Genomic DNA, 18,657 nt, shown 5'->3' on the forward strand with positions numbered 1-18,657 from the left:
AGCGAAATAGGCTTTTTGTCGTATTTCCTGCCCGATCTTTCAGGGATAATTTTGGAGGATTAAGTGCCAATCGATGGAAGCGTTTCTCTTTGGAAAGTGGGTAATTTATATCCTTCTAAGCATGGGATGGGGAGGACTGTTCATTTTCCAACTGATCCAGTATTGGGCTTTTAGACGACAAGAAACCAAGCGTTTTCTACACCTTAGGCAGCTTCAGCAGCTCGTGGAACTTGAGCTTCGAAGATCCCGAATTTTGTCCCAATCTTCATCCAAGGAGTTGATTCTCCCCGCTTCTGTTCAGGAACAATTGGAGTTAATCAACTTGCAACTGGAAGCTTTAAAAAAATCCGAAATCAAAAACCAACCTTAGGGCGATACTCCATCCAGTCTACTTGAAGTTCATACCTCCTCTTGGGAGCCTCAGTAGCCTCTGGTTTGGTTTCTACTCCCCAATTTGCGGTATGCCAAAAGTTGATTCGATATTTTGATGGATGCTGAGGAATTCCATTTTCACCTTGGTAATCCCACAGGATCAAGGTATCGGCAGAGACGGGATGAATCATCCACCATCGAACACGTTCCTCGTTCCAGTCAAAACCGTACGTGTGAAACTGAGAAGATGCGTCAAAATCCGGGATAGCTTCAATCGTTTGAGGAGAGGTATCAGTCAATGGTTTCCGTTCCCTTGCGTAGTCGAGCCGTTCTTCACTGGTATAGATAATTCCTTCAGCCAGGTTGATCGTTCTTCCAACTCGCCTGAGGGAATCGGGTTTCCCGGTCCAAGTTCCTACATAGATGATTCTAGGATCGGCAATAAGCCATTCAAAATCGATTTCACTAAGTCCTAAGACTTTATCTTCATGGTAAGTGAACAACCCGACCACTGCCCCTACCTGGGGCTGGGATTTTCGAGGATCAGGAACTTTTAGCCGTGCGGAGTAAGTCCCAAAATGAGTGAAATCTTTGGAGATCAACTCAGGACCTTTGCCAGGCCCTGCTTTTTCTCTTGGATGAAGTTTGAAGGAAAGTCCTTTGTTTTCTTCATCAAACACTTCTCCGATTTTCCATTTGAATTTGGAGGTTTTTCCTGTTGATCCATACTTGAAATGGATCAATTCATCGGAGTCAAATTCCTCCCGAAATCCCTCTTGTTGAGGAAAGTCCATGGCGATCAAAAAGCTCATTAAAAGGAGAAAACCTAGGGACTTGTTTTTCATGGATGAATAAGGTGATCAGGTAAAGCAAAGGCTACATAGGCATCTCCACTCGGAGTGCCTTTTCCACCTCCGCAAGCGATGACTAGAAATTGTTTACCGTTTTTTTCATAAACCGCCGGCGTAGCATGTCCAGCAGCTGGTAATTTGGCTTCCCAAAGAAGCTCTCCTGTTACTTTATTAAAAGCCCGGATTTTTTCATCCTTGGTAGCGGCGATAAATAGTACTCCACCGGCTGTCGCGACAGGTCCACCATAGTTTTCGATACCGGTATTTTCAAAACCTTTGGATTTCAGGGAATCGATGGTTCCGAGAGGAATTTGCCATTTTTTCAAACCTGTATTCATATCGATCGCTGTCAATAGTCCCCAAGGAGGATTGGAGCCGTAAATTCCTTCCTTGGTGGTGAGTCGCTGATAGCCTTTCATGTAGTAACGAGGATAGAGTTTGGAGCTTTCGGTTTCTAGTTCCTTTTTGTCACCGGTATCGGCTTTTCCGAGTAAATAGTCAATTAGAATTCCTCTTTCTTCCGCCGAAATGTGAGAAAAAGCAGGCATAGCACCCCGACCTTTCTGGAGCAATTGGTTCAGCGAATCTGCCGAATATTTTTCTTTCAAACCCAGTAAACTCGGCAAAGCAGGCGGATTCCCTTTTCGATCCAATCCATGACAATTGCCGCAATAGTTGCTGTAAATCGATAATCCCACATTTCCGAAACTGGCATTAGGTGTCATTTCAATCAGCCAGGGAATCTGATTGGCATTGATGTACATCGTTTGGGTTTCAGGATCAAAAGAAGCACCGCCCCATTCAGCACCACCATCCATACCAGGAAAAAGTACGATGGGTTTCTCCGGATGTGGAGGAGCCCAGGTGTCACCAATGATGGCGTTGCTGAGTTGATTTCGGATGTCATTTTCCCATGCCGGAGTCAGATTGAGGATATCTTTTTCCTCAAAAGCCATGTTCATAAACGGTTCAGGAAGAGAAGGAATCGGCTGGGTTTTGGAGCTAATCTCGCCAGGCATCACGCTTTGAGTAACTGTGGTTTCTTTGATTGGCCAGATAGGATTGCTCGTTTCCCGATCAAACACATAAGTATAGCCTTGCTTGGAAATCTGAGCTACTGCGTCAATCCATTTTCCGTCTTTTTGGATCCGTATTAAGTTGGGATTGGCGGGAAAATCCCTGTCCCAAACATCATGGTGAACGGCTTGAAAATGCCAGATTCGTTTTCCTGTTCGCGCATCCAGTGCCAATAGGGAGTTGGCGTATAGGTTATCTCCAGTTCGATATCCTCCCCAAAAATCATAGGTGGCCGAGCCAGTAGGAACAAAGACAATCCCGCGATCCTGATCCACCGTCATTCCTGCCCAGTTGTTGGCGGCGCCCATTTGATGGATGTATTTCGGGTCCCAGGTTTCATATCCTGCTTCTCCAGCTTGGGGAATGGTGTGGAAAATCCATTCGCGTTTCCCTGTTTTTACATTGAAAGCTCTGATATGCCCTGGAGCTGCATCCAATCCCTCCGATAGGCGCATTCCCAAAATCAGCTTATCCTCAAAAATGACTCCTGGGGCATTTGAAACAATCAGGAATTCCTCCAAATCGGTATCTAGATCCTTTCTTAAATCGACTTTTCCCTGATCCCCAAAACTTGTGATAGGCTCTCCTGTCAGGGCATTTACTGCCAAAAGCCAATGTCCAGCTGTGAATAAAATCCGTTTGTCTTTCCCTTCTTCCCAATAGCTGACCCCTCGATTGGTACCTGCCCACGAGTTTTCCCCTCCTAAAACTTGAAATGGATCAAATCGCCAAATCTCTTCCCCACTAGCTGCATCCAAAGCAAATACATTCAACTTAGGAGTGGTGGCATAAAGCAAGCCATCTACTACGATCGGTTGGCATTGAATCTGACTACGCTCCGTTGCATCTCCGGTACGATAAGTCCAAGCGACTTCGAGCTGGGCTACGTTTCCGGTGTTGATTTGGGTCAAGGCCGAATACCTAGATCCATCTTCAGGACCACCGTAATGCGACCAATTGGTGTAGTCAATGTCTGGTGCTTTTTCAGAGCAGGCGAAAGCCAAAAGCCAAGCAAATGCAATTGGGATTTTCTTGAAGGTCATTTGGGGCAGTTTAGATGCATAAGATCGGGAAAAGTTAACTCACCGCAAAGGCGCAGAGTACGCAAAGGATGAGATAAGAAAATGATTTTGTATTTCTAAGTCTCCCATTGTTAAGCCCATAATTTCATGTGTATATAATTGATTTTCAAAGGCCACATGGAATCTCGCAGAGTCGATAGTCATACCTCCGTGTGACTTTTTAGTCATGCTCGATTTCATCAGGTTTTTTACCCCAAGCCATTTTCTCAGTGTCCTTTGCGTCTCTGCGGTGAAAAACTACCTACCTTTGGGCTATGTGGAAAGAAATTTCGGTTTTAGTTCGAAAGGAAATTACCCTTGAGTGGAGGCAGAAATATGCCCTCAATGGGATTTTGCTTTACGTGGTTTCCGCTGTATTTATCACTTACCTGAGCGTAGGGGCAAAAATGGGCAACCTTTCCATTCCAACTTGGAACGCACTGTATTGGATAATCATCCTTTTTTCGGCAGTGAATGCTGTAGCCAAAAGCTTTGTCCAAGAGCATCAAGGCCGTCAATTGTATTACTACATGATCGCTTCTCCGGAGTCGATTATCCTTTCTAAGATTTTTTACAATACTGGGCTGACTTTGATTTTGGCCTTGTTGGGCTACGGGGTGTTTTCGGTGATTTTGGGAAATCCCGTCCAAGACCAAGGGCTTTTCTTACTCAATTTGGTACTGGGTTCGGTTGGTTTTTCGGCCAGTTTGACCATGGTGAGCGGGATCGCTTCCAAAGCGGGAAACAATGCCACATTGATGGCGATTTTGAGTTTCCCGGTGATTATCCCGATTCTTTTGATGGCCATTCGAATTTCCAAAAATGCCTTGGATGGCTTGGATTGGAGTGTTAGCGCGGATAAGCTACTTAGTCTCCTTGCCATCAACGCCATCGTCGGCGTGACAGCTTATATCCTGTTTCCATATTTGTGGAGAAGCTAGTTGGATTTACGATTTTTGAATTACGAATTACGAGAGGCTAAAGAACTCCAAGCCTGAAATTTCAGCCATTTTTTTTGCTAAGAAAGAAGATAGCTTGACCTACCTAGGATTAATTGTCTGCGTTTTTCGATTCAATTTTTCAATCTTGAAATTTTCCAATCTTCCAATACTCTTATCTTTAAACCATGAAGAATAAAATCGCCTTGATCACTGGAGCGACTTCCGGGATCGGAAAAGCCTCTGCCATCACCCTCGCAAAGATGGGGTACGATATTATCGGAACAGGACGTAGAAAAGACCGATTAGACGAATTGGAGAAGGAATTACCGGCTGGGGTTCGGTTTTTGCCTTTGGTATTTGATGTGCGTGATCGGGAAAAAGTCGGAGAAATTTTGGGCAACCTTCCTTCTGATTGGGCTGCCATTGATGTGCTGATCAATAATGCTGGAAATGCACATGGCATGGATCCGATTCAGACAGGAAGCTTGGACGATTGGGATGCCATGATGGATATCAATGTGAAAGGACTTCTCTATGTTTCCAAAGCCATCATACCCGGAATGACCGAGCGCCAATCGGGGATCATTATCAATATTGGATCAATTGCTGGGAAGGAAGTCTATCCCAACGGAAATGTCTATTGCGGATCCAAACATGCGGTAGATGCCATTACCAAGGGCATGCGGATTGACTTAAATCCCTTTGGGATTAAGGTCATCGGCATTCATCCGGGATTAGTAGAGACGGAGTTTTCCTTAGTGAGATTTAAAGGAGATGAAAAGCGGGCAGAAACGGTCTATCAAGGCTATGAACCTCTAGTTGCTCAGGATATTGCCGACATCGTCGAGTTTGTGGTGAATCGTCCTGCGCACGTCGTATTGGCTGATATCGTGGTGTTGCCTACTGCTCAGGCAGCGGCTACTTTGGTGAAGAAAAATCTACCTGCATGAGGTCTTACCTTTGGTTTTTAGCATTGGCTTTCGCGTGCACAGCTCCTAAAAGCGATCAGGAGGTTTTTACTGAACAGCAGCGGGAGGCTCTATTTCAAGCAGAAAATCTAGATTCTACATCAGTCGAAACAGATCTTCCTGCTTTGGAAAAAGCGCTAATAGCTCAGGGATTGGTTGATATCGAAAAAGAGATTCCCGGGATCAAAGTGGAGCTTAAATATTCCACAACCGATAACTTTTTTGGGAAGGATGTTTATGGGGACCATATCCGATGCTATTTGCAGCCTTTAGTGGCTGAAATGTTGGGAAAAGCACAAGCCAACTTGCAAAATGAGTATCCGAATTTGACATTGTTGGTTTATGATGGAGTGCGTCCGCTCAGTGTACAGCAAATCTTGTGGGACAGTTTGGACAAACCAGACAGTGTCAAGCCGCTGTATGTCGCAGATCCAAAAATCGGAGGATTGCATAATTATGGCGTGGCTGTGGATCTCACCATTTTTGATTTAGAAAGAGGTGAGGTGCTAGATATGGGAACCACCTATGATTACTTTGGCTATCCAGCTTATCCGGATCGCGAATTGGAAATGTTGGCCGAAGGAAAAATTACCAAAGCCCAGGTAGCCAATCGGGAAATCCTAAGAAAAGTGATGAAAGGGGCAGGATTTACAGGAATTGGTAGCGAATGGTGGCATTTCAATGCATTTTCGAGAAAACAAGCAGGAGAAAAATTTCCGTTGGTCAATTAACAATAAACCCCCAATTTCAAACCCTAGTGCGTATGAAGCTCAAAACCTCAATTTTAACCTTTGTCATTGGCCTATTTTTGGCCATGCCGGCATTCTCCCAGGGTGGAGGACAGTTCCGGGTTTTAGTATTCTCTAAAACAGCAGGTTTCCGACATCAATCTATTCCTGAAGGAGTGGCTGCAGTCAAGAAACTTGGTCAGGAGCAAGGATTCGGTGTGTATGTGACCGAAGATGCCAATCAGTTTTCAGATGAAAACCTTGCCAAATATGATGTAGTCGTCTTGTTAAGCACTACCGGGACCATTTTCAATGATGACCAAAAAGCTGCTTTTCAGAAGTTTGTTCAAAGTGGAAAAGGGGTAGTGGGGATTCACTCAGCCACTGATACCGAATACGAATGGCCTTGGTACAACAAAATGATCGGAGCTTATTTCTTGGCTCATCCAAGACAGCAAACGTTGAGACTTCAAGTAAAAGATAAGACTCATCCGTCTACTTGGCATCTTCCAGAAAACTGGCTTTGGTACGATGAATTGTATGAATTCAGAGAAGTTAATCCAGCTATCAAGGTGTTGATCAATGCAGATGAATCGACCTATCAGCCGGCAAAACCTATGGGAGAAAACCATCCAATGGCCTGGTATCATGAATTTGATGGAGGACGTGTTTTCTACACTGCTTTGGGACACGTAGAATCAGCATGGAAAAATGAAGTCTTCCTTCAGCACGTGCATGGAGGGATTTGGTATGCTGCAAAAGGAAAACTTCCCCAATAAGTACTAGTTAAATCTTCAGAAATGAAGGGAAATTCAAAGGCTTCGGAACTTCCGAAGCCTTTTTTGGTTTTTCTTTACAATCAAATCAAGAATACCATGCTAAAAGCGCAAGCACGTCCGGTTCACCTGTATATGGAAGCCAACCCGAATCCAAATTCTTTGAAGTTTGTGGCCAATTTTATGTTGGTAGATGAGGGCTTGAGTTTTGATTTTCCAGATGCTGAAAGCACCACGAATAGCCAGTTGGCGAAAGAGCTCTTTAATTTTGCAGCGGTACAACGCGTTTTTATCGCATCTAATTTTGTGACCGTGACCAAGTCAGAGGAGGTGGAATGGCCAGAAATTCAAACCATCATCCGTGACCATATCAAACAATACCTTGAAGCTGGACAAAAAGCAGTTCAGGCTTCTTTTGATAAGGATCCACTATTTGATGAAAACGACTCTGAGATTGTCAAAAAAATCAAAGGTATTTTGGATGAATACATTCGACCTGCTGTAGAACAAGATGGTGGAGCGATTGTATTTCACTCATTTACTGACGGGGTGGTCAAAGTTCTTCTTCAGGGATCTTGTTCTGGTTGCCCATCCAGTACGATTACTTTGAAGGCCGGGATCCAAAATCTCCTCACACGTATGCTTCCTGAGGTCAAGGAAGTAGTTGCAGAAGGAATCTAAGTCAAATTAGAAATGGGTAAACGGGATTGGTCCTGGGCATTTTTGGGAATATTGGCCCTGGGAATCCGATATCTTGCGATTCAAAATCCTGAAGCCACAGATGAATTGTATTCCCGAAAGTTTTTTCCAGGAATCCGAAATGTGGTTGACTTGACACTGGGACATTTACCTTTTCCCAGTGTCTATATTTTTCTAGCCTTGGTCTTGGCTGTCGTGGTTGTTTTTACCCGAAGGTTTTTGAAAAAGACAACGTGGAAGTCCAAACTTGTTTATACTGCGCAAGCCACCTCCAATGGACTAGGGGCATTGGTATTTTTCTTTTTGATTTTATGGGGCTTTAATTACCAGCGCACACCCATTTTTCAGCAACTTTCTCTCAGACCCAAATCGCTCAATATAGAACAACTTGAGGCGGAAATTCGAATTACTCAGCGGCTGGCTCAACAATACAGAGGCCGGGTTAGCTTGGACACCTTGCCGATCGTAGACATTATAGACTACCCGGATTTGGAACGGATAGTGCGGTCCAACATGAGTGAGAATCTGGAGATTTTGGGATTGAATTTTACGGGGCGTCCTCGAACTAAGCAATTTCCACCTCCTGGATTTATGCGGAAAATGGGGATTTTGGGAATTTACTTCCCCTTTACTGGAGAGAGTTACATCGACCCCACACTTCATCCCTTAGAACAACCATTTACCGTGGCTCATGAAATGGCGCATAGCTATGGAGTGACTGATGAAGGTGAAGCAAATTTTATTGCTTGGGTAATTTGTACCAATTCAGATGATCCACTACTTCGCTATTCGGGGCATCTCCGCCTTCTTCAATATCAAATGCGGGATTATTATCGAATGGCTCCAGAAGAGTATAAAAAGTGGGTTGGAACTTTGACACCAGGAATAATTCAAGACCTGCAATCAATCCGTGAAGTAGCCGAATCCATTCAGCCATTTTCGCTTGAGTTGAGTCGAAAGTCCAATGATATTTTCCTGAAGTCTCAAGGGGTAAAAGCTGGAGTCAATTCCTATCAGCAGCTTCCTATGCTGGCTTTTGCTTGGAGAAAACGAATGAATTTGGAAGATTGAAGACTTGATTTTTTGAAATGAATACTTAGTTTTGGGAAACACCTAACACCTAAGTAATGAAATCAAACAATTCTTTATTTCTTCTTTTTTTACTTCTTTCCGCTTCTCCCGTCTTCGCTCAACTTGAGATTACTTCTGAGCGAGATGATCAAGGGAATGTTAATTTTTTCGCCAATAATTTGGATGTGGTTCCATACACCGTGATTTTGAATTTTTCTCAACTCCAAAATATGACAACTTCAGGCGGAGGGAATGTGGTAGCTGTGGCCTCTCCAGGAAAGTCTAAAGTAGCAACTCTAAAACCGACACTCGCAGGACAAGGGACCAATTACCGATACGGCTATACCTATTTGAAGGGGAATGTCTATGGAAAATCTAAGAATGAACCAGTTTATTTGATTCCTGTAGAAGAAGGAATCCAAGTAAAAGCAGGCCATTTGAGAAGTCTCCTCGCTTCAGCAACCGGAGAGGAGTCCAAGGGAGAATTGGGAGTGTTTTTTGAGTTTGACGGGAAGGTCAAGTTAGTAGCGCCAAGAAAGGGCGTGGTTAGTGCAATCAAATCTGATTTTGTTTCAGACAAGGAAGGGCTGACTTATTCCAGGGAGCAAAACTTTATCGAATTGTATCATGAAGATGGTACGCTTACCAAAATTCTGGTTGTTGATGGAAGTGATATTCAGGTTAAGGTCGGGGATGTAGTTATTCCCGGGCAAGTATTGGGAAGTTCATCCGGTGAAAATTACAGTGGTGGTCCCCATGTTCAAGTAGATGTTTTGAAGGTGGTCAAAAATGGTGCTGATAAGTTGAAGTATGAGCGAATTCAACCTTTATTCCATACCCAAGGTGGCGCAGTGAAAGTAGAACCAAAGAAAGTTTACGAAGTGATTCATTCGGAAGAAGTAATCACAGCTGAATTATCTAAAAAAGAACTTAAATCCTATCAGTCAGAAAAGGAATAGGCTATTTTCTGTTTCCAATCCAAACTCCCAAAATTACTGCAGCGATGCCGATGTAGTGCCCCAAAAGAAGGACTTCTCCATCCAATACGCCCCACATGATAGCGACAATTGGAATAGTATAAGTTACCAAGCTCGCAAAAAATGGACTTGCGCTTTTGACCATAATATTGAAAAGGATCAATGCGGATGCAGTACCGACCATGCCAAGAATAGAAACATAGCCTAGCGCCTCCCAGGCTCTAGGATGGGTGGCTAGTTTGTATGAAAATTGTGTTCCTGCAAATAGGTACAAAAGGGCTAAAGGCAAGATCATCAAGAGTGAAATCGACGAAATTTCAATTGATTTCAATTGTGTAAATCGGGTCTTGATGACATGGAGATTAAAGCTGTAGCAAATACAGGCTGCGATCACAAATAGGGCATAAGCGTTAATTCCAGCGAGAGAATCCCAGCCCCCGCCTTCCTTATAAGCAACTAGTACTACGACACCCACAAAGGCAATCAATAATCCTAACCCATTTCGTTTGGTGATACGGGTATCAAAAAAAACTGCCCCTACAAGTACGACAAATAGTGGAGTTAAAGCGTTAAGTACTCCGGTAAGTGAGCTGCTCAATTGAGTTTGAGCTAGAGGAAAAAGAAATGCAGGGAAAAAGCTTCCGAGCAATCCCGCCAGAAGGAGGTTTTTAACTTGTTTTCTATTCAGATTTCGGACTCTAGGAAGCGAAAGTGGTAGAAGAATCGTGGCTGCTGCCACCATTCGGTAGGCACCCACTTCACCTGGCGTAAAAACTTCAAGTCCTCTTTTGATCAGGATAAATGAACTACCCCAGATGATGGTTAATACAACCAGCAAAGCCCAATTTTTTACGCTGTTTTCTGTGGGTGAAGCTTCCATAGTTTGGGGATCGGTCTGCAAAGGAAATAATTCCGGGCGAATTGAATTCAAAAAAAAAGACCTCAGCAAAAAATAACTGAGGTCTGGTCAAATTCAGGGTTGAAATTCATACCCAACATAGGCTTCTGCGACTTGATCGAGGATATTGCAAACCGATTCATACGACTCAGCGGTCACCATTTCGGTACGATAAGTTTTGAAGTTGGGCATCCCCCGGAAATAATTGGTGTAATGACGACGCATTTCCAAAATTCCCTGTTTTTCGCCCTTCCATTCTACAGAAAAGTCGAGATGCTTTTTTGCCACTGCAATGCGCTCATTCAGATCTGGAGGGCTTAACTTTTCTCCTGTCGCGAAGTAATGTTTGATTTCATTGAAAATCCAAGGATAGCCAATAGACGCTCTCCCGATCATCATTCCGTCTACATTGTATTTGGCGCGGTACTCAGCGGCTTTCTCTGGTGAGTCAATATCTCCATTTCCAAATACTGGAATGTGTAATCTTGGATTGTCTTTCACCAAATTCAACCATGACCAATCAGCTTCACCTTTGTACATCTGTTGGCGAGTACGGGCATGAATGGAAATTGCTTGGATACCAACATCCTGAAGCCGTTCTGCTACTTCCACGATACGGATCGTATCATGACTCCAGCCAAGACGGGTTTTGACTGTCACGGGAATGTTGACTCGTTTGACGATTTCGGCAGTCATGGAGACCATTTTATCAATGTCCAAAAGAATCCCAGCGCCGGCACCTTTACAAGCTACTTTGTGAACTGGGCAGCCATAATTGATGTCTAAAATATCTGGTCCAGCTGCTTCAGCAATAGCAGCCGCCTCCCGCATAGACTCGATTTCATTTCCAAATATTTGGATTCCAACAGGTCGCTCGTAGTCATACACATCCAGCTTTTGGACGCTTTTAGCAGCATCTCGTATCAATCCCTCCGAGCTTATAAATTCGGTGTACATTAAGTCTGCTCCATTTTGTTTGCAGACTGCCCGAAATGGGGGATCACTTACATCCTCCATGGGGGCAAGAAGCAAGGGGAAATCCCCTAATTCCAACTTTCCAATCTTAACCACTGCGCAATTCAAATTTGAGCGTAAATTTACCCCAATTATGGAGATTTACGAAACTCATTCAGAAATAGGCCAGCGGAGAAGTTGGCTATTGTCATTGACCGTCATAGTGTTAATCACCTTTGGGATCTTGGTTTTGCTCCAAGCATTGGCCTTGGGATTGGTTCCATTTTTATTTCATATCGAAATTGATTCGTTGATGGGGCTTATGTCTGGAAATTATGACTTGCCCAATGGAAGGATGGCGATGCTCTTTGTGCAAGGAATAGGATCTGGGATAGGATTTTGGGTGTCCGCCTGGGTATTAACCAAATTTGTGGAAAAAGCCGACCTGAAATGGGATATCCAACTTTCAAGAGTCCAGCGCCAAAGTTTATTGGTGATGGTAGGATTGACTTTCGGCGCTATGTTATTCAACGGGCTGTTGGTGTATTGGAATTCCAAACTGGTTTTGCCGGAATCTATGGCTGGGATGGAGCAATGGATGAAGGAAATGGAGACACAACTCATGGAGCTCACGAAATTCCTAACCGATTTTCAGACGGTTCCTGAGCTTTTGATGGGGATTGTAGTGATTGGTATTTTGGCAGGAATTGGAGAAGAAATGCTGTTCAGAGGGGTCATCCAACCTAAAATGCAACAGTATCTAAAATCCGCTCATTGGGGGATTTGGATTACAGCATTTATATTCTCTGCTATTCATTTTCAATTTTATGGATTTCTTCCAAGGTTATTTTTAGGCGCCCTGTTTGGATACATGTATCACTATTCAGGAAGTTTGATTTATCCCATTCTGGCTCATATTCTGAACAATAGCCTCACAGTGGTTATGGTTTACCTAGCAAATCAAGAAGTTATTGATTTTGATTTGGAGTCTGCAGATACCGTTTCTTACCCAGCATCTTTAATTGGTTTGTTGGTTCTTTTGGTAGGATTCTTTTACTTTAAAAAAATCAATCAACCAAAAGATGGTCAACTGGATCAGGGTTTTTGAAGACCAAAATCAAATTCGTTCGGAGATTGTGAAGGGGGTTCTTGAGGAAAGAGGAATCGCAGCCGTAATCATCAATAAAAAAGAAACTGTCTATAAAATCTATGGCACCTACGAGGTGCTGGTTCCTCAAGAAAAGGCCATGGAAGCCTTACAAATGATTCAGAATGAGATCACGTTTTAATATCAATAATTATAGCAATTTGGCTCAGCGGGCCATAACTGCATTGGTGGGAGGATTGGTGGTAGTTACGGCGATTATTTATTCGGATTGGACCTATTTCTTAGTATTTGCGGGGATTTTGGGCTTTTCTCAAATGGAATTCTATAAGCTTTCAGGCTTGGATGGAATGCTTCCTTTGAAAAGTTTTGGGACCATTTTAGGTTTGCTCATTTTCATTCTGACCTTTATGATTGAAAAGGAGCAGTTGGCAGACGAGTTTTTATTCTTGATTTTCCCACTGGTCTCCTTGGTGTTTTTTATCAAGCTATATAAGAAGACTGACAAGAAACCCTTTACAGGCGTCGCCTATACCTATTTGGGGATTTTTTATGTGGCAGTTCCCTTTTCCTTGCTGAATCTGGCTGTATTTTCAGTGGACGCTGTCTACCATTATGAAATCTTACTGGGTTGTTTGTTGATTCTTTGGGCTTCGGATACGGGAGCCTATTTTGCAGGAACCAAGTTTGGGAAGACCAAATTATTTGAGCGGGTTTCTCCCAAAAAGTCTTGGGAAGGATTTCTTGGTGGTGCATTTTCTGCCATTGCGGTCGCATTTTTATTGTCTCAGCAGTTTCATGTGATTGCAGACTGGAAATGGCTAGTAATTGCGGGAATTATCATCATCGCGGGAACGTATGGGGATTTGATTGAATCGCTTTTTAAGCGTTCGATAGAAATCAAAGATTCGGGCAATGGCCTACCAGGACATGGTGGATTTATGGATCGATTTGACGGATTGTTACTTTCGGCCCCGTTTATAACTGCTTTTTTGAAAATCTTTTAATGGAAGGCCCCCTAGTGTGAAAAACTAGTTAAGTTTGTAGTGCATTTCACTTTATTATTAAACCCAATATGGCTTACTTAGAACCGGCTCCGATTAAGGATAGAGAGAATCCTTTGGAGTCAATGATGGAACGTTTCAACATTGCCGCTGAAAAGCTCGGACTATCCGATGAGGTGTATAATGTTTTGAAGAATCCTGCCAAACAAGTAATTGTTTCCCTACCGATTACCATGGATAATGGGAAGATCCAAGTTTTTGAAGGTATTCGGGTAATTCATTCCAATATTCTTGGTCCTGCAAAAGGAGGAATTCGATTTGCTCCAGATGTGCATTTGGATGAAGTGCGAGCTCTTGCCGCATGGATGACTTGGAAATGTGCCGTCGTGGATATTCCTTATGGTGGAGGTAAAGGTGGTGTGCGATGCAATCCTCGGGAAATGTCCAAAGGAGAAATCGAGCGACTCATGCGTGCTTACACCATGGCAATGATTGATGTTTTTGGCCCAGATAAGGATATTCCTGCTCCGGATATGGGAACTGGCCCACGTGAAATGGCCTGGTTGATGGACGAATATTCCAAAGCACATGGGATGACTGTACAAGCAGTAGTAACAGGAAAGCCACTTGTTCTTGGAGGCTCTTTGGGAAGAACTGAAGCCACAGGCCGTGGGGTGATGGTTTCTGCCTTGGCAGCTATGCAAAAATTAAAAATTAATCCGTTTCAAGCGACTTGTGCCGTACAGGGTTTTGGGAATGTAGGAAGCTGGGCAGCCAGACTCTTGGAAGAGCGTGGTTTGAAAATTGTCGCTATTTCGGATCATACCGGAGCTTTTTACAACGAAAAGGGCATCAATATAGTCGAGGCAATTGCTTACCGCGATAGCAATAATGGTACATTGGAAGGTTTCAAAGGTGGCGATAAAATGGAAGATGCCGGAGATCTATTGACTTTGGAAGTAGATGTTTTGGTTCCAGCTGCTGTAGAAGATGTGATTACTGCTGCGAATGCAGATAAAATCAAAGCCAAATTAATCGTGGAAGGCGCAAATGGGCCGACTTCCGCAAAAGCAGATGCCATTTTGAATGAGAAAGGGATTATGGCAGTACCGGATATTCTTGCAAATGCAGGTGGGGTTACTGTTTCCTATTTCGAATGGGTTCAAAACCGACTGGGCTATAAATGGACTGCAGACCGTGTTAACCGACGATCTGATCGAATCATGAAGGATGCTTTTGATAATGTGTATCAAGCAGCCGTAAAATACGAAGTTCCAATGCGGATCGCGGCCTATATTGTAGCCATCGATAAAGTAGCGAAAACCTACACGTTCCGTGGAGGATTCTGATCTGAATAAAAACTGAAAAGTCTTAACTTTGAGGCGTGGGGGGAGTTTCTCCACGCCTTTTTAATTTCAAAACCAATGATGACTATACATAAAGAAGGCCGTACGTTGTTGTTTTGGATGATGATCATCCTTGTTGCGATCAACTACGCAGTTTATTATTTCCTCCCTGATGAGCGTTTGGTGATGAACCTGGTCATTCTTGTCAGTGTGGCCTTGTACCTGATTGTCTTGCAGTTTTTCAGAAATCCAATCTTCGAGCCTCCCCAAGAAGAAGGGGTGGTGTTTGCCCCTGCTGATGGCAAGGTAGTGGTCATCGAAGAAGCGGTGGAAGATGAATTTTTGAAAGAAAAAAGAATGCAGGTGTCGATCTTCATGTCTCCGATCAATGTTCATGTGAATCGCTCCCCTGTCAAAGGTGTCGTCGAGTATTTCAAATATCACCCAGGGAAATATTTAGTCGCATGGCATCCCAAATCAAGTACAGAAAATGAGCGGACTTCTATGGTCATCAAGGATACGTTCGGTCATTCAATCATGGTTCGTCAGATTGCGGGTGCACTTGCTCGACGAATCAAATGGTATGTAAAAGAAGGAACTCCGCTTGAACAAGGTGGAGAGTTTGGATTTATCAAGTTTGGCTCAAGAGTAGACTTGTATTTGCCATTAGATGCCGAAATCCTGTGCCAGATGGAGCAAGTGACCAAGGGTGGTCGAACCCCAATTGCTCGATTGAAAAGAAAATAAAAAATGACACAATGCCTCTGCTATCCCGCAGAGGCTTTTTTAATTCGATAAATCCACCAGCCAAGACCGGCACTAATTAAGAAAAGGATTAGACTTGACCATTCGAAAATTCTTCGCTCACTGAGTCTGGCAGAGATTTCTTCATCTTTTTCTAAAATCACTCGCTTAAGGATTTGTACCTCCCGTTCCAGCTTCATGGTAATGGATTTGTAATCTTCCCTTTCTTGCGAAATTGTCACCTTGTCGATGGTACCCTGCATTCGAAGTTCATCCATGATTTGGTTGTCTTTTTGGATGATTCGAATAAGCCATTCATTGGTTTCGACCATATCTTTTTTGGTTCTGTTGCCAAAAATCCCCGTTTTCTTCGTTTCAGAGGTTTTCCATTCTTCATGAAGTTGATCTCGTTCCGAGATTAGTTTTTGAAGTTTGAAACTGTCAAGGCTATCGGATTGGAGAAGTGAAAGCCATAGGCCAAAAATAAAAGTCAGCATAACGCAATGGTTTATGCTGACTTTTACAAAAGACAAGCCAATTCAGTTGGCAGTAATCAGTTTGTAGTATTTAGAGATCCAACCAGTCAGGTGCTAGCTGATTACTGATCGCTATTTTTCCAAGCTCGAGTCATTTCTTTCTTTCCCGGAGGTCCTGGAAGTGTTTCAGTCGCTAATCCAAGTTCTTTCAGATCTCTTTTCAATTGGCCCTTGGCGCAGTAAGTGGTAAATACAGCCCCTGGTCGCATCGCATCGGTGACTTTTTCTAGGATCTCTTTTTTCCACAAATCCGGTTGTTTACTAGGTGCGAAGGCATCAAAAAAGACAACGTCTGAAGGGTAAAGTTGTGCTTCCTCCAAGGTGACTTGATCTTTTTTCATGTTAAAATATTCCGAGACGGGTCCACCTTCATTCCAAGGCGCTTCATGCAGTGCATTGAAGTATTTATGGTAATGCCAGATTCCGTGATCGTGCTCGATGTAGTTCAATTGGCTATACACTTCTTTCTCCAAAGGGAATGGTTCGATGGTGTGATATAGAACGGGGATTTGGTTTTGTTCTGCCCACACTAAAGCTAGCCATGCATTGAGTCCTGTTCCAAATCCTACCTCAAAAACCCGAATCGGATATTTTCGGGGATTACGTGCCAGCCAAGAATCAAGTCCATATAGCATAAACACATGAATTGATTCTCGATAGGCTCCATGAAAACTATGGTAGGTTTCTTGGAGCTCCTCGTGGTATAAGGAGTGAGACCCGTCTTCTGTGGTGATTAATTTGACTTTACTCATACTTTATAAATCAAGGCAGTACAATAAGCTGAAATTCCTTCCTCTCTGCCGACAAATCCAATATGTTCGGAAGTCGTCGCTTTGATGGAGATTGCATCTTCTGCCACATTCATCACTTCGGCCAAACAAATTTTCATATCGGGAATGTGCGGATTAAGTTTTGGGACTTGAAGACAAACTGTCGAATCAAGGTTTCCTACTTCATAGCCTGCTTCACGGATCATTTTCATGACTTCCTTGAGCAAGATTTTGCTGTCAATTCCTTTGTATTTGGGGTCTTTATCGGAAAAATGGTATCCGATATTTCGCATGTTGGCGGCTCCCAATAAAGCGTCACAGATGACATGAATCAGCACATCTGCATCTGAATGCCCTACAGCTCCCTTGTGGTGGGGCACTTTAATTCCTCCAAGCCAAAGGTCATATCCTTCTTGAAGCCGGTGGACGTCATATCCAAAGCCAATTCTAAATGGTGTCATTCCTGAATGGATTTATAATAAAGTACAGAAGAGTTTTCGTCTCGTAGAATTTGGTTTGCCCAATGCTCAACTTCTGTATTTGAAAGCGAATACTTGTTTTCAAATTCACTCCAATACAGATCGGGAGAACCTAAATGCGCATAATAGGCCAAACTCATGGCTCGATTAAGCAATTGGATCGACTCATAGGTTTTCATTGCCTCTGACTGATTTTTAATCTTTTGGAGCGTATGATCGGAGATTCCTTCATGGAGAAATTTACCGATTACTTGGTCTAGGGCTTGTTCGGCTTCTTCTGCTGGAATTCCTTTTTCCATTTTTCCGGAAAACACCAAAAGCCCGGGATCCACAGATCCTGTAATGTATGCGCCCACGGACGCGAACATTTTTCCATTTTTGACTAGTTCCTGTTCTAGCAAAGCAGATTTACCAAATCCTAAAACATCGCTGATCAAGTCTGCCTCCAAATATCCAGCTTCTCCTTTGGCTGGCATTTTATATACCTTATATAATGCATCTGTGGGAACCCTTGATTGGATCACATTCGATTTTTTAACCTGTTGATCTGGTTCTTGAGGGATTCTTGGATTTAGTGATGGCTGTGAAGGGATGTCTCCAAACCACTTTTGAGCTAGCAATCTAACTTGTTCAGGATTTACATTTCCGGCAACCACTAGTATCGCATTTCCCGGATGGTAATGTGCTTTGTAGAAACTCCAAATATCCTCATGGGTGTATCCTTCGATATCTTGAAGGTCTTTTCCGATGGTAGGCCAACGATAGGGATGAACTTCATAGGCAAGTTTTCTTAAGTTATGCCAAACATCCCCATAAGGTTGGTTGAGATATCGTTGCTTAAATTCTTCCATGACCACTTTACGCTGGGTTTCGATGGTCTTTTCAGTGAGAGAAAGCTGCAACATCCGGTCTGATTCCAGCCAAAAGGCTGTTTCCAAATTACTCGCCGGAAGGGTCATGTAATAATTGGTGATGTCAGGACTGGTAAAGGCGTTGCAGGAACCACCGACACGTTCGAGTTCTCGGTCAAAAACCGGCACATTCGCAGAACTTCCAAACATGAGGTGCTCAAAAAAGTGAGCAAGACCAGTTTTGGATTCTTGTTCAAATCTTGAACCCACCTTATATAGTAGGTTAAAGACTGCAATCTTACTTCCATGGTCCTCATGAATGATTACTTCTAATCCGTTATCTAAAAAAAAGCGGTGATAGGGGAGCATGTGTCTTGCCTTATTCTTTGATTGAAATTCAAAAATGAATGATTTGGTTTGAATCAAAGGCCAAAATTCAATAATTATTC

At 43.2% G+C, this 18,657-nt stretch carries 21 protein-coding genes; 13 read left to right on the forward strand and 8 right to left on the reverse strand.

Going from position 1 to position 18,657, the window contains the following annotated elements; translation table 11 throughout:
- The first annotated feature begins 73 nt into the window (after window positions 1-73).
- The gene (locus AO498_RS05205; protein WP_067544471.1) at window positions 74-370 is read left to right on the forward strand and encodes a hypothetical protein; all 297 of its coding nucleotides are present in this window, start codon (window positions 74-76) and stop codon (window positions 368-370) included.
- Here AO498_RS05205 and AO498_RS05210 read toward each other — a convergent pair.
- On the reverse strand, window positions 354-1,217 hold the full coding sequence (locus tag AO498_RS05210; RefSeq protein WP_067544477.1) for a glycoside hydrolase family 16 protein: 864 nt from the start codon (window positions 1,215-1,217) through the stop codon (window positions 354-356). The two genes, AO498_RS05205 and AO498_RS05210, sit on opposite strands and share 17 nt — an antisense overlap.
- Window positions 1,214-3,343 (reverse strand): outer membrane protein assembly factor BamB family protein, encoded by a 2,130-nt coding sequence (locus tag AO498_RS05215; protein WP_067544478.1) that lies wholly within the window; start codon window positions 3,341-3,343, stop codon window positions 1,214-1,216. The genes AO498_RS05210 and AO498_RS05215 overlap by 4 nt, the downstream gene beginning before the upstream one ends.
- 293 nt (window positions 3,344-3,636) lie before the next feature.
- On the opposite strand from AO498_RS05215, the gene AO498_RS05220 reads away from it, so the two are divergent.
- The 7 genes from AO498_RS05220 to AO498_RS05250 all read left to right on the forward strand — a co-directional run bounded on the left by AO498_RS05220 (window position 3,637) and on the right by AO498_RS05250 (window position 9,503).
- Window positions 3,637-4,302, forward strand: a complete 666-nt coding sequence (locus tag AO498_RS05220; RefSeq protein WP_067544479.1) for a heme exporter protein CcmB — start codon at window positions 3,637-3,639, stop codon at window positions 4,300-4,302.
- Between the two features lie 185 nt (window positions 4,303-4,487).
- The gene (locus AO498_RS05225; protein ID WP_067544480.1) at window positions 4,488-5,252 is read left to right on the forward strand and encodes an SDR family NAD(P)-dependent oxidoreductase; all 765 of its coding nucleotides are present in this window, start codon (window positions 4,488-4,490) and stop codon (window positions 5,250-5,252) included.
- A complete protein-coding gene (locus AO498_RS05230) occupies window positions 5,249-6,001 on the forward strand; it encodes a M15 family metallopeptidase (protein ID WP_067544481.1) in 753 nt (250 codons plus the stop codon). The genes AO498_RS05225 and AO498_RS05230 overlap by 4 nt, the downstream gene beginning before the upstream one ends.
- Window positions 6,002-6,033: 32 nt before the next feature.
- Window positions 6,034-6,777, forward strand: coding sequence for a ThuA domain-containing protein (locus AO498_RS05235; protein WP_067544482.1), 744 nt, complete (start codon window positions 6,034-6,036; stop codon window positions 6,775-6,777).
- 96 nt (window positions 6,778-6,873) lie between these two features.
- Window positions 6,874-7,455: a NifU family protein gene (locus AO498_RS05240; RefSeq protein WP_067550258.1), complete on the forward strand. Its 582-nt coding sequence runs from the start codon at window positions 6,874-6,876 to the stop codon at window positions 7,453-7,455.
- Between the two features lie 12 nt (window positions 7,456-7,467).
- On the forward strand, window positions 7,468-8,544 hold the full coding sequence (locus AO498_RS05245) for a DUF3810 domain-containing protein (protein ID WP_067544484.1): 1,077 nt from the start codon (window positions 7,468-7,470) through the stop codon (window positions 8,542-8,544).
- Between the two features lie 56 nt (window positions 8,545-8,600).
- On the forward strand, window positions 8,601-9,503 hold the full coding sequence (locus AO498_RS05250) for a M23 family metallopeptidase (protein ID WP_067544486.1): 903 nt from the start codon (window positions 8,601-8,603) through the stop codon (window positions 9,501-9,503).
- Window position 9,504: 1 nt separating this feature from the next.
- Here the strand turns inward: AO498_RS05250 and AO498_RS05255 are convergent, their stop codons facing one another.
- Together AO498_RS05255 and dusB are read right to left on the reverse strand one after the other, a co-directional pair.
- Complete coding sequence (locus AO498_RS05255) at window positions 9,505-10,401, reverse strand: DMT family transporter (protein ID WP_067550260.1); 897 nt, start codon at window positions 10,399-10,401, stop codon at window positions 9,505-9,507.
- Window positions 10,402-10,494: 93 nt separating this feature from the next.
- Entirely contained in the window at window positions 10,495-11,490 is a 996-nt protein-coding gene (dusB, locus tag AO498_RS05260; protein WP_067544488.1) for a tRNA dihydrouridine synthase DusB, read from the reverse strand.
- A gap of 37 nt (window positions 11,491-11,527) precedes the next feature.
- Here dusB and AO498_RS05265 point away from each other — a divergent pair, with 37 nt between their 5' ends.
- The 5 genes from AO498_RS05265 to AO498_RS05285 all read left to right on the forward strand — a co-directional run bounded on the left by AO498_RS05265 (window position 11,528) and on the right by AO498_RS05285 (window position 15,575).
- Complete coding sequence (locus tag AO498_RS05265) at window positions 11,528-12,481, forward strand: CPBP family intramembrane glutamic endopeptidase (protein WP_067544491.1); 954 nt, start codon at window positions 11,528-11,530, stop codon at window positions 12,479-12,481.
- The gene (locus AO498_RS05270) at window positions 12,456-12,662 is read left to right on the forward strand and encodes a putative signal transducing protein (protein ID WP_067544493.1); all 207 of its coding nucleotides are present in this window, start codon (window positions 12,456-12,458) and stop codon (window positions 12,660-12,662) included. Before AO498_RS05265 ends, AO498_RS05270 begins: the two co-directional genes overlap by 26 nt.
- Complete coding sequence (locus tag AO498_RS05275; RefSeq protein ID WP_067544494.1) at window positions 12,646-13,485, forward strand: phosphatidate cytidylyltransferase; 840 nt, start codon at window positions 12,646-12,648, stop codon at window positions 13,483-13,485. Before AO498_RS05270 ends, AO498_RS05275 begins: the two co-directional genes overlap by 17 nt.
- Window positions 13,486-13,553: 68 nt before the next feature.
- On the forward strand, window positions 13,554-14,831 hold the full coding sequence (locus AO498_RS05280) for a Glu/Leu/Phe/Val family dehydrogenase (RefSeq protein WP_067544496.1): 1,278 nt from the start codon (window positions 13,554-13,556) through the stop codon (window positions 14,829-14,831).
- A 78-nt stretch (window positions 14,832-14,909) separates the two neighbouring features.
- The gene (locus AO498_RS05285) at window positions 14,910-15,575 is read left to right on the forward strand and encodes a phosphatidylserine decarboxylase family protein (protein WP_067544499.1); all 666 of its coding nucleotides are present in this window, start codon (window positions 14,910-14,912) and stop codon (window positions 15,573-15,575) included.
- Window positions 15,576-15,595: 20 nt separating this feature from the next.
- Here the strand turns inward: AO498_RS05285 and AO498_RS05290 are convergent, their stop codons facing one another.
- The 4 genes from AO498_RS05290 to AO498_RS05305 form a co-directional block, all read right to left on the reverse strand.
- Window positions 15,596-16,069 (reverse strand): Clp protease ClpB, encoded by a 474-nt coding sequence (locus AO498_RS05290; RefSeq protein WP_236778636.1) that lies wholly within the window; start codon window positions 16,067-16,069, stop codon window positions 15,596-15,598.
- Window positions 16,070-16,170: 101 nt separating this feature from the next.
- The gene (gene mnmC2 / locus AO498_RS05295; RefSeq protein ID WP_067544502.1) at window positions 16,171-16,860 is read right to left on the reverse strand and encodes a tRNA (5-methylaminomethyl-2-thiouridine)(34)-methyltransferase MnmC2; all 690 of its coding nucleotides are present in this window, start codon (window positions 16,858-16,860) and stop codon (window positions 16,171-16,173) included.
- Window positions 16,857-17,339, reverse strand: a complete 483-nt coding sequence (gene ispF / locus AO498_RS05300) for a 2-C-methyl-D-erythritol 2,4-cyclodiphosphate synthase (protein WP_067544504.1) — start codon at window positions 17,337-17,339, stop codon at window positions 16,857-16,859. The genes mnmC2 and ispF overlap by 4 nt, the downstream gene beginning before the upstream one ends.
- Window positions 17,336-18,577: a M16 family metallopeptidase gene (locus tag AO498_RS05305; RefSeq protein ID WP_067550264.1), complete on the reverse strand. Its 1,242-nt coding sequence runs from the start codon at window positions 18,575-18,577 to the stop codon at window positions 17,336-17,338. The genes ispF and AO498_RS05305 overlap by 4 nt, the downstream gene beginning before the upstream one ends.
- Between the last annotated feature and the right edge of the window lie 80 nt (window positions 18,578-18,657).

The organism is Algoriphagus sanaruensis (assembly GCF_001593605.1).
GTDB classification, from domain to species: domain Bacteria; phylum Bacteroidota; class Bacteroidia; order Cytophagales; family Cyclobacteriaceae; genus Algoriphagus; species Algoriphagus sanaruensis.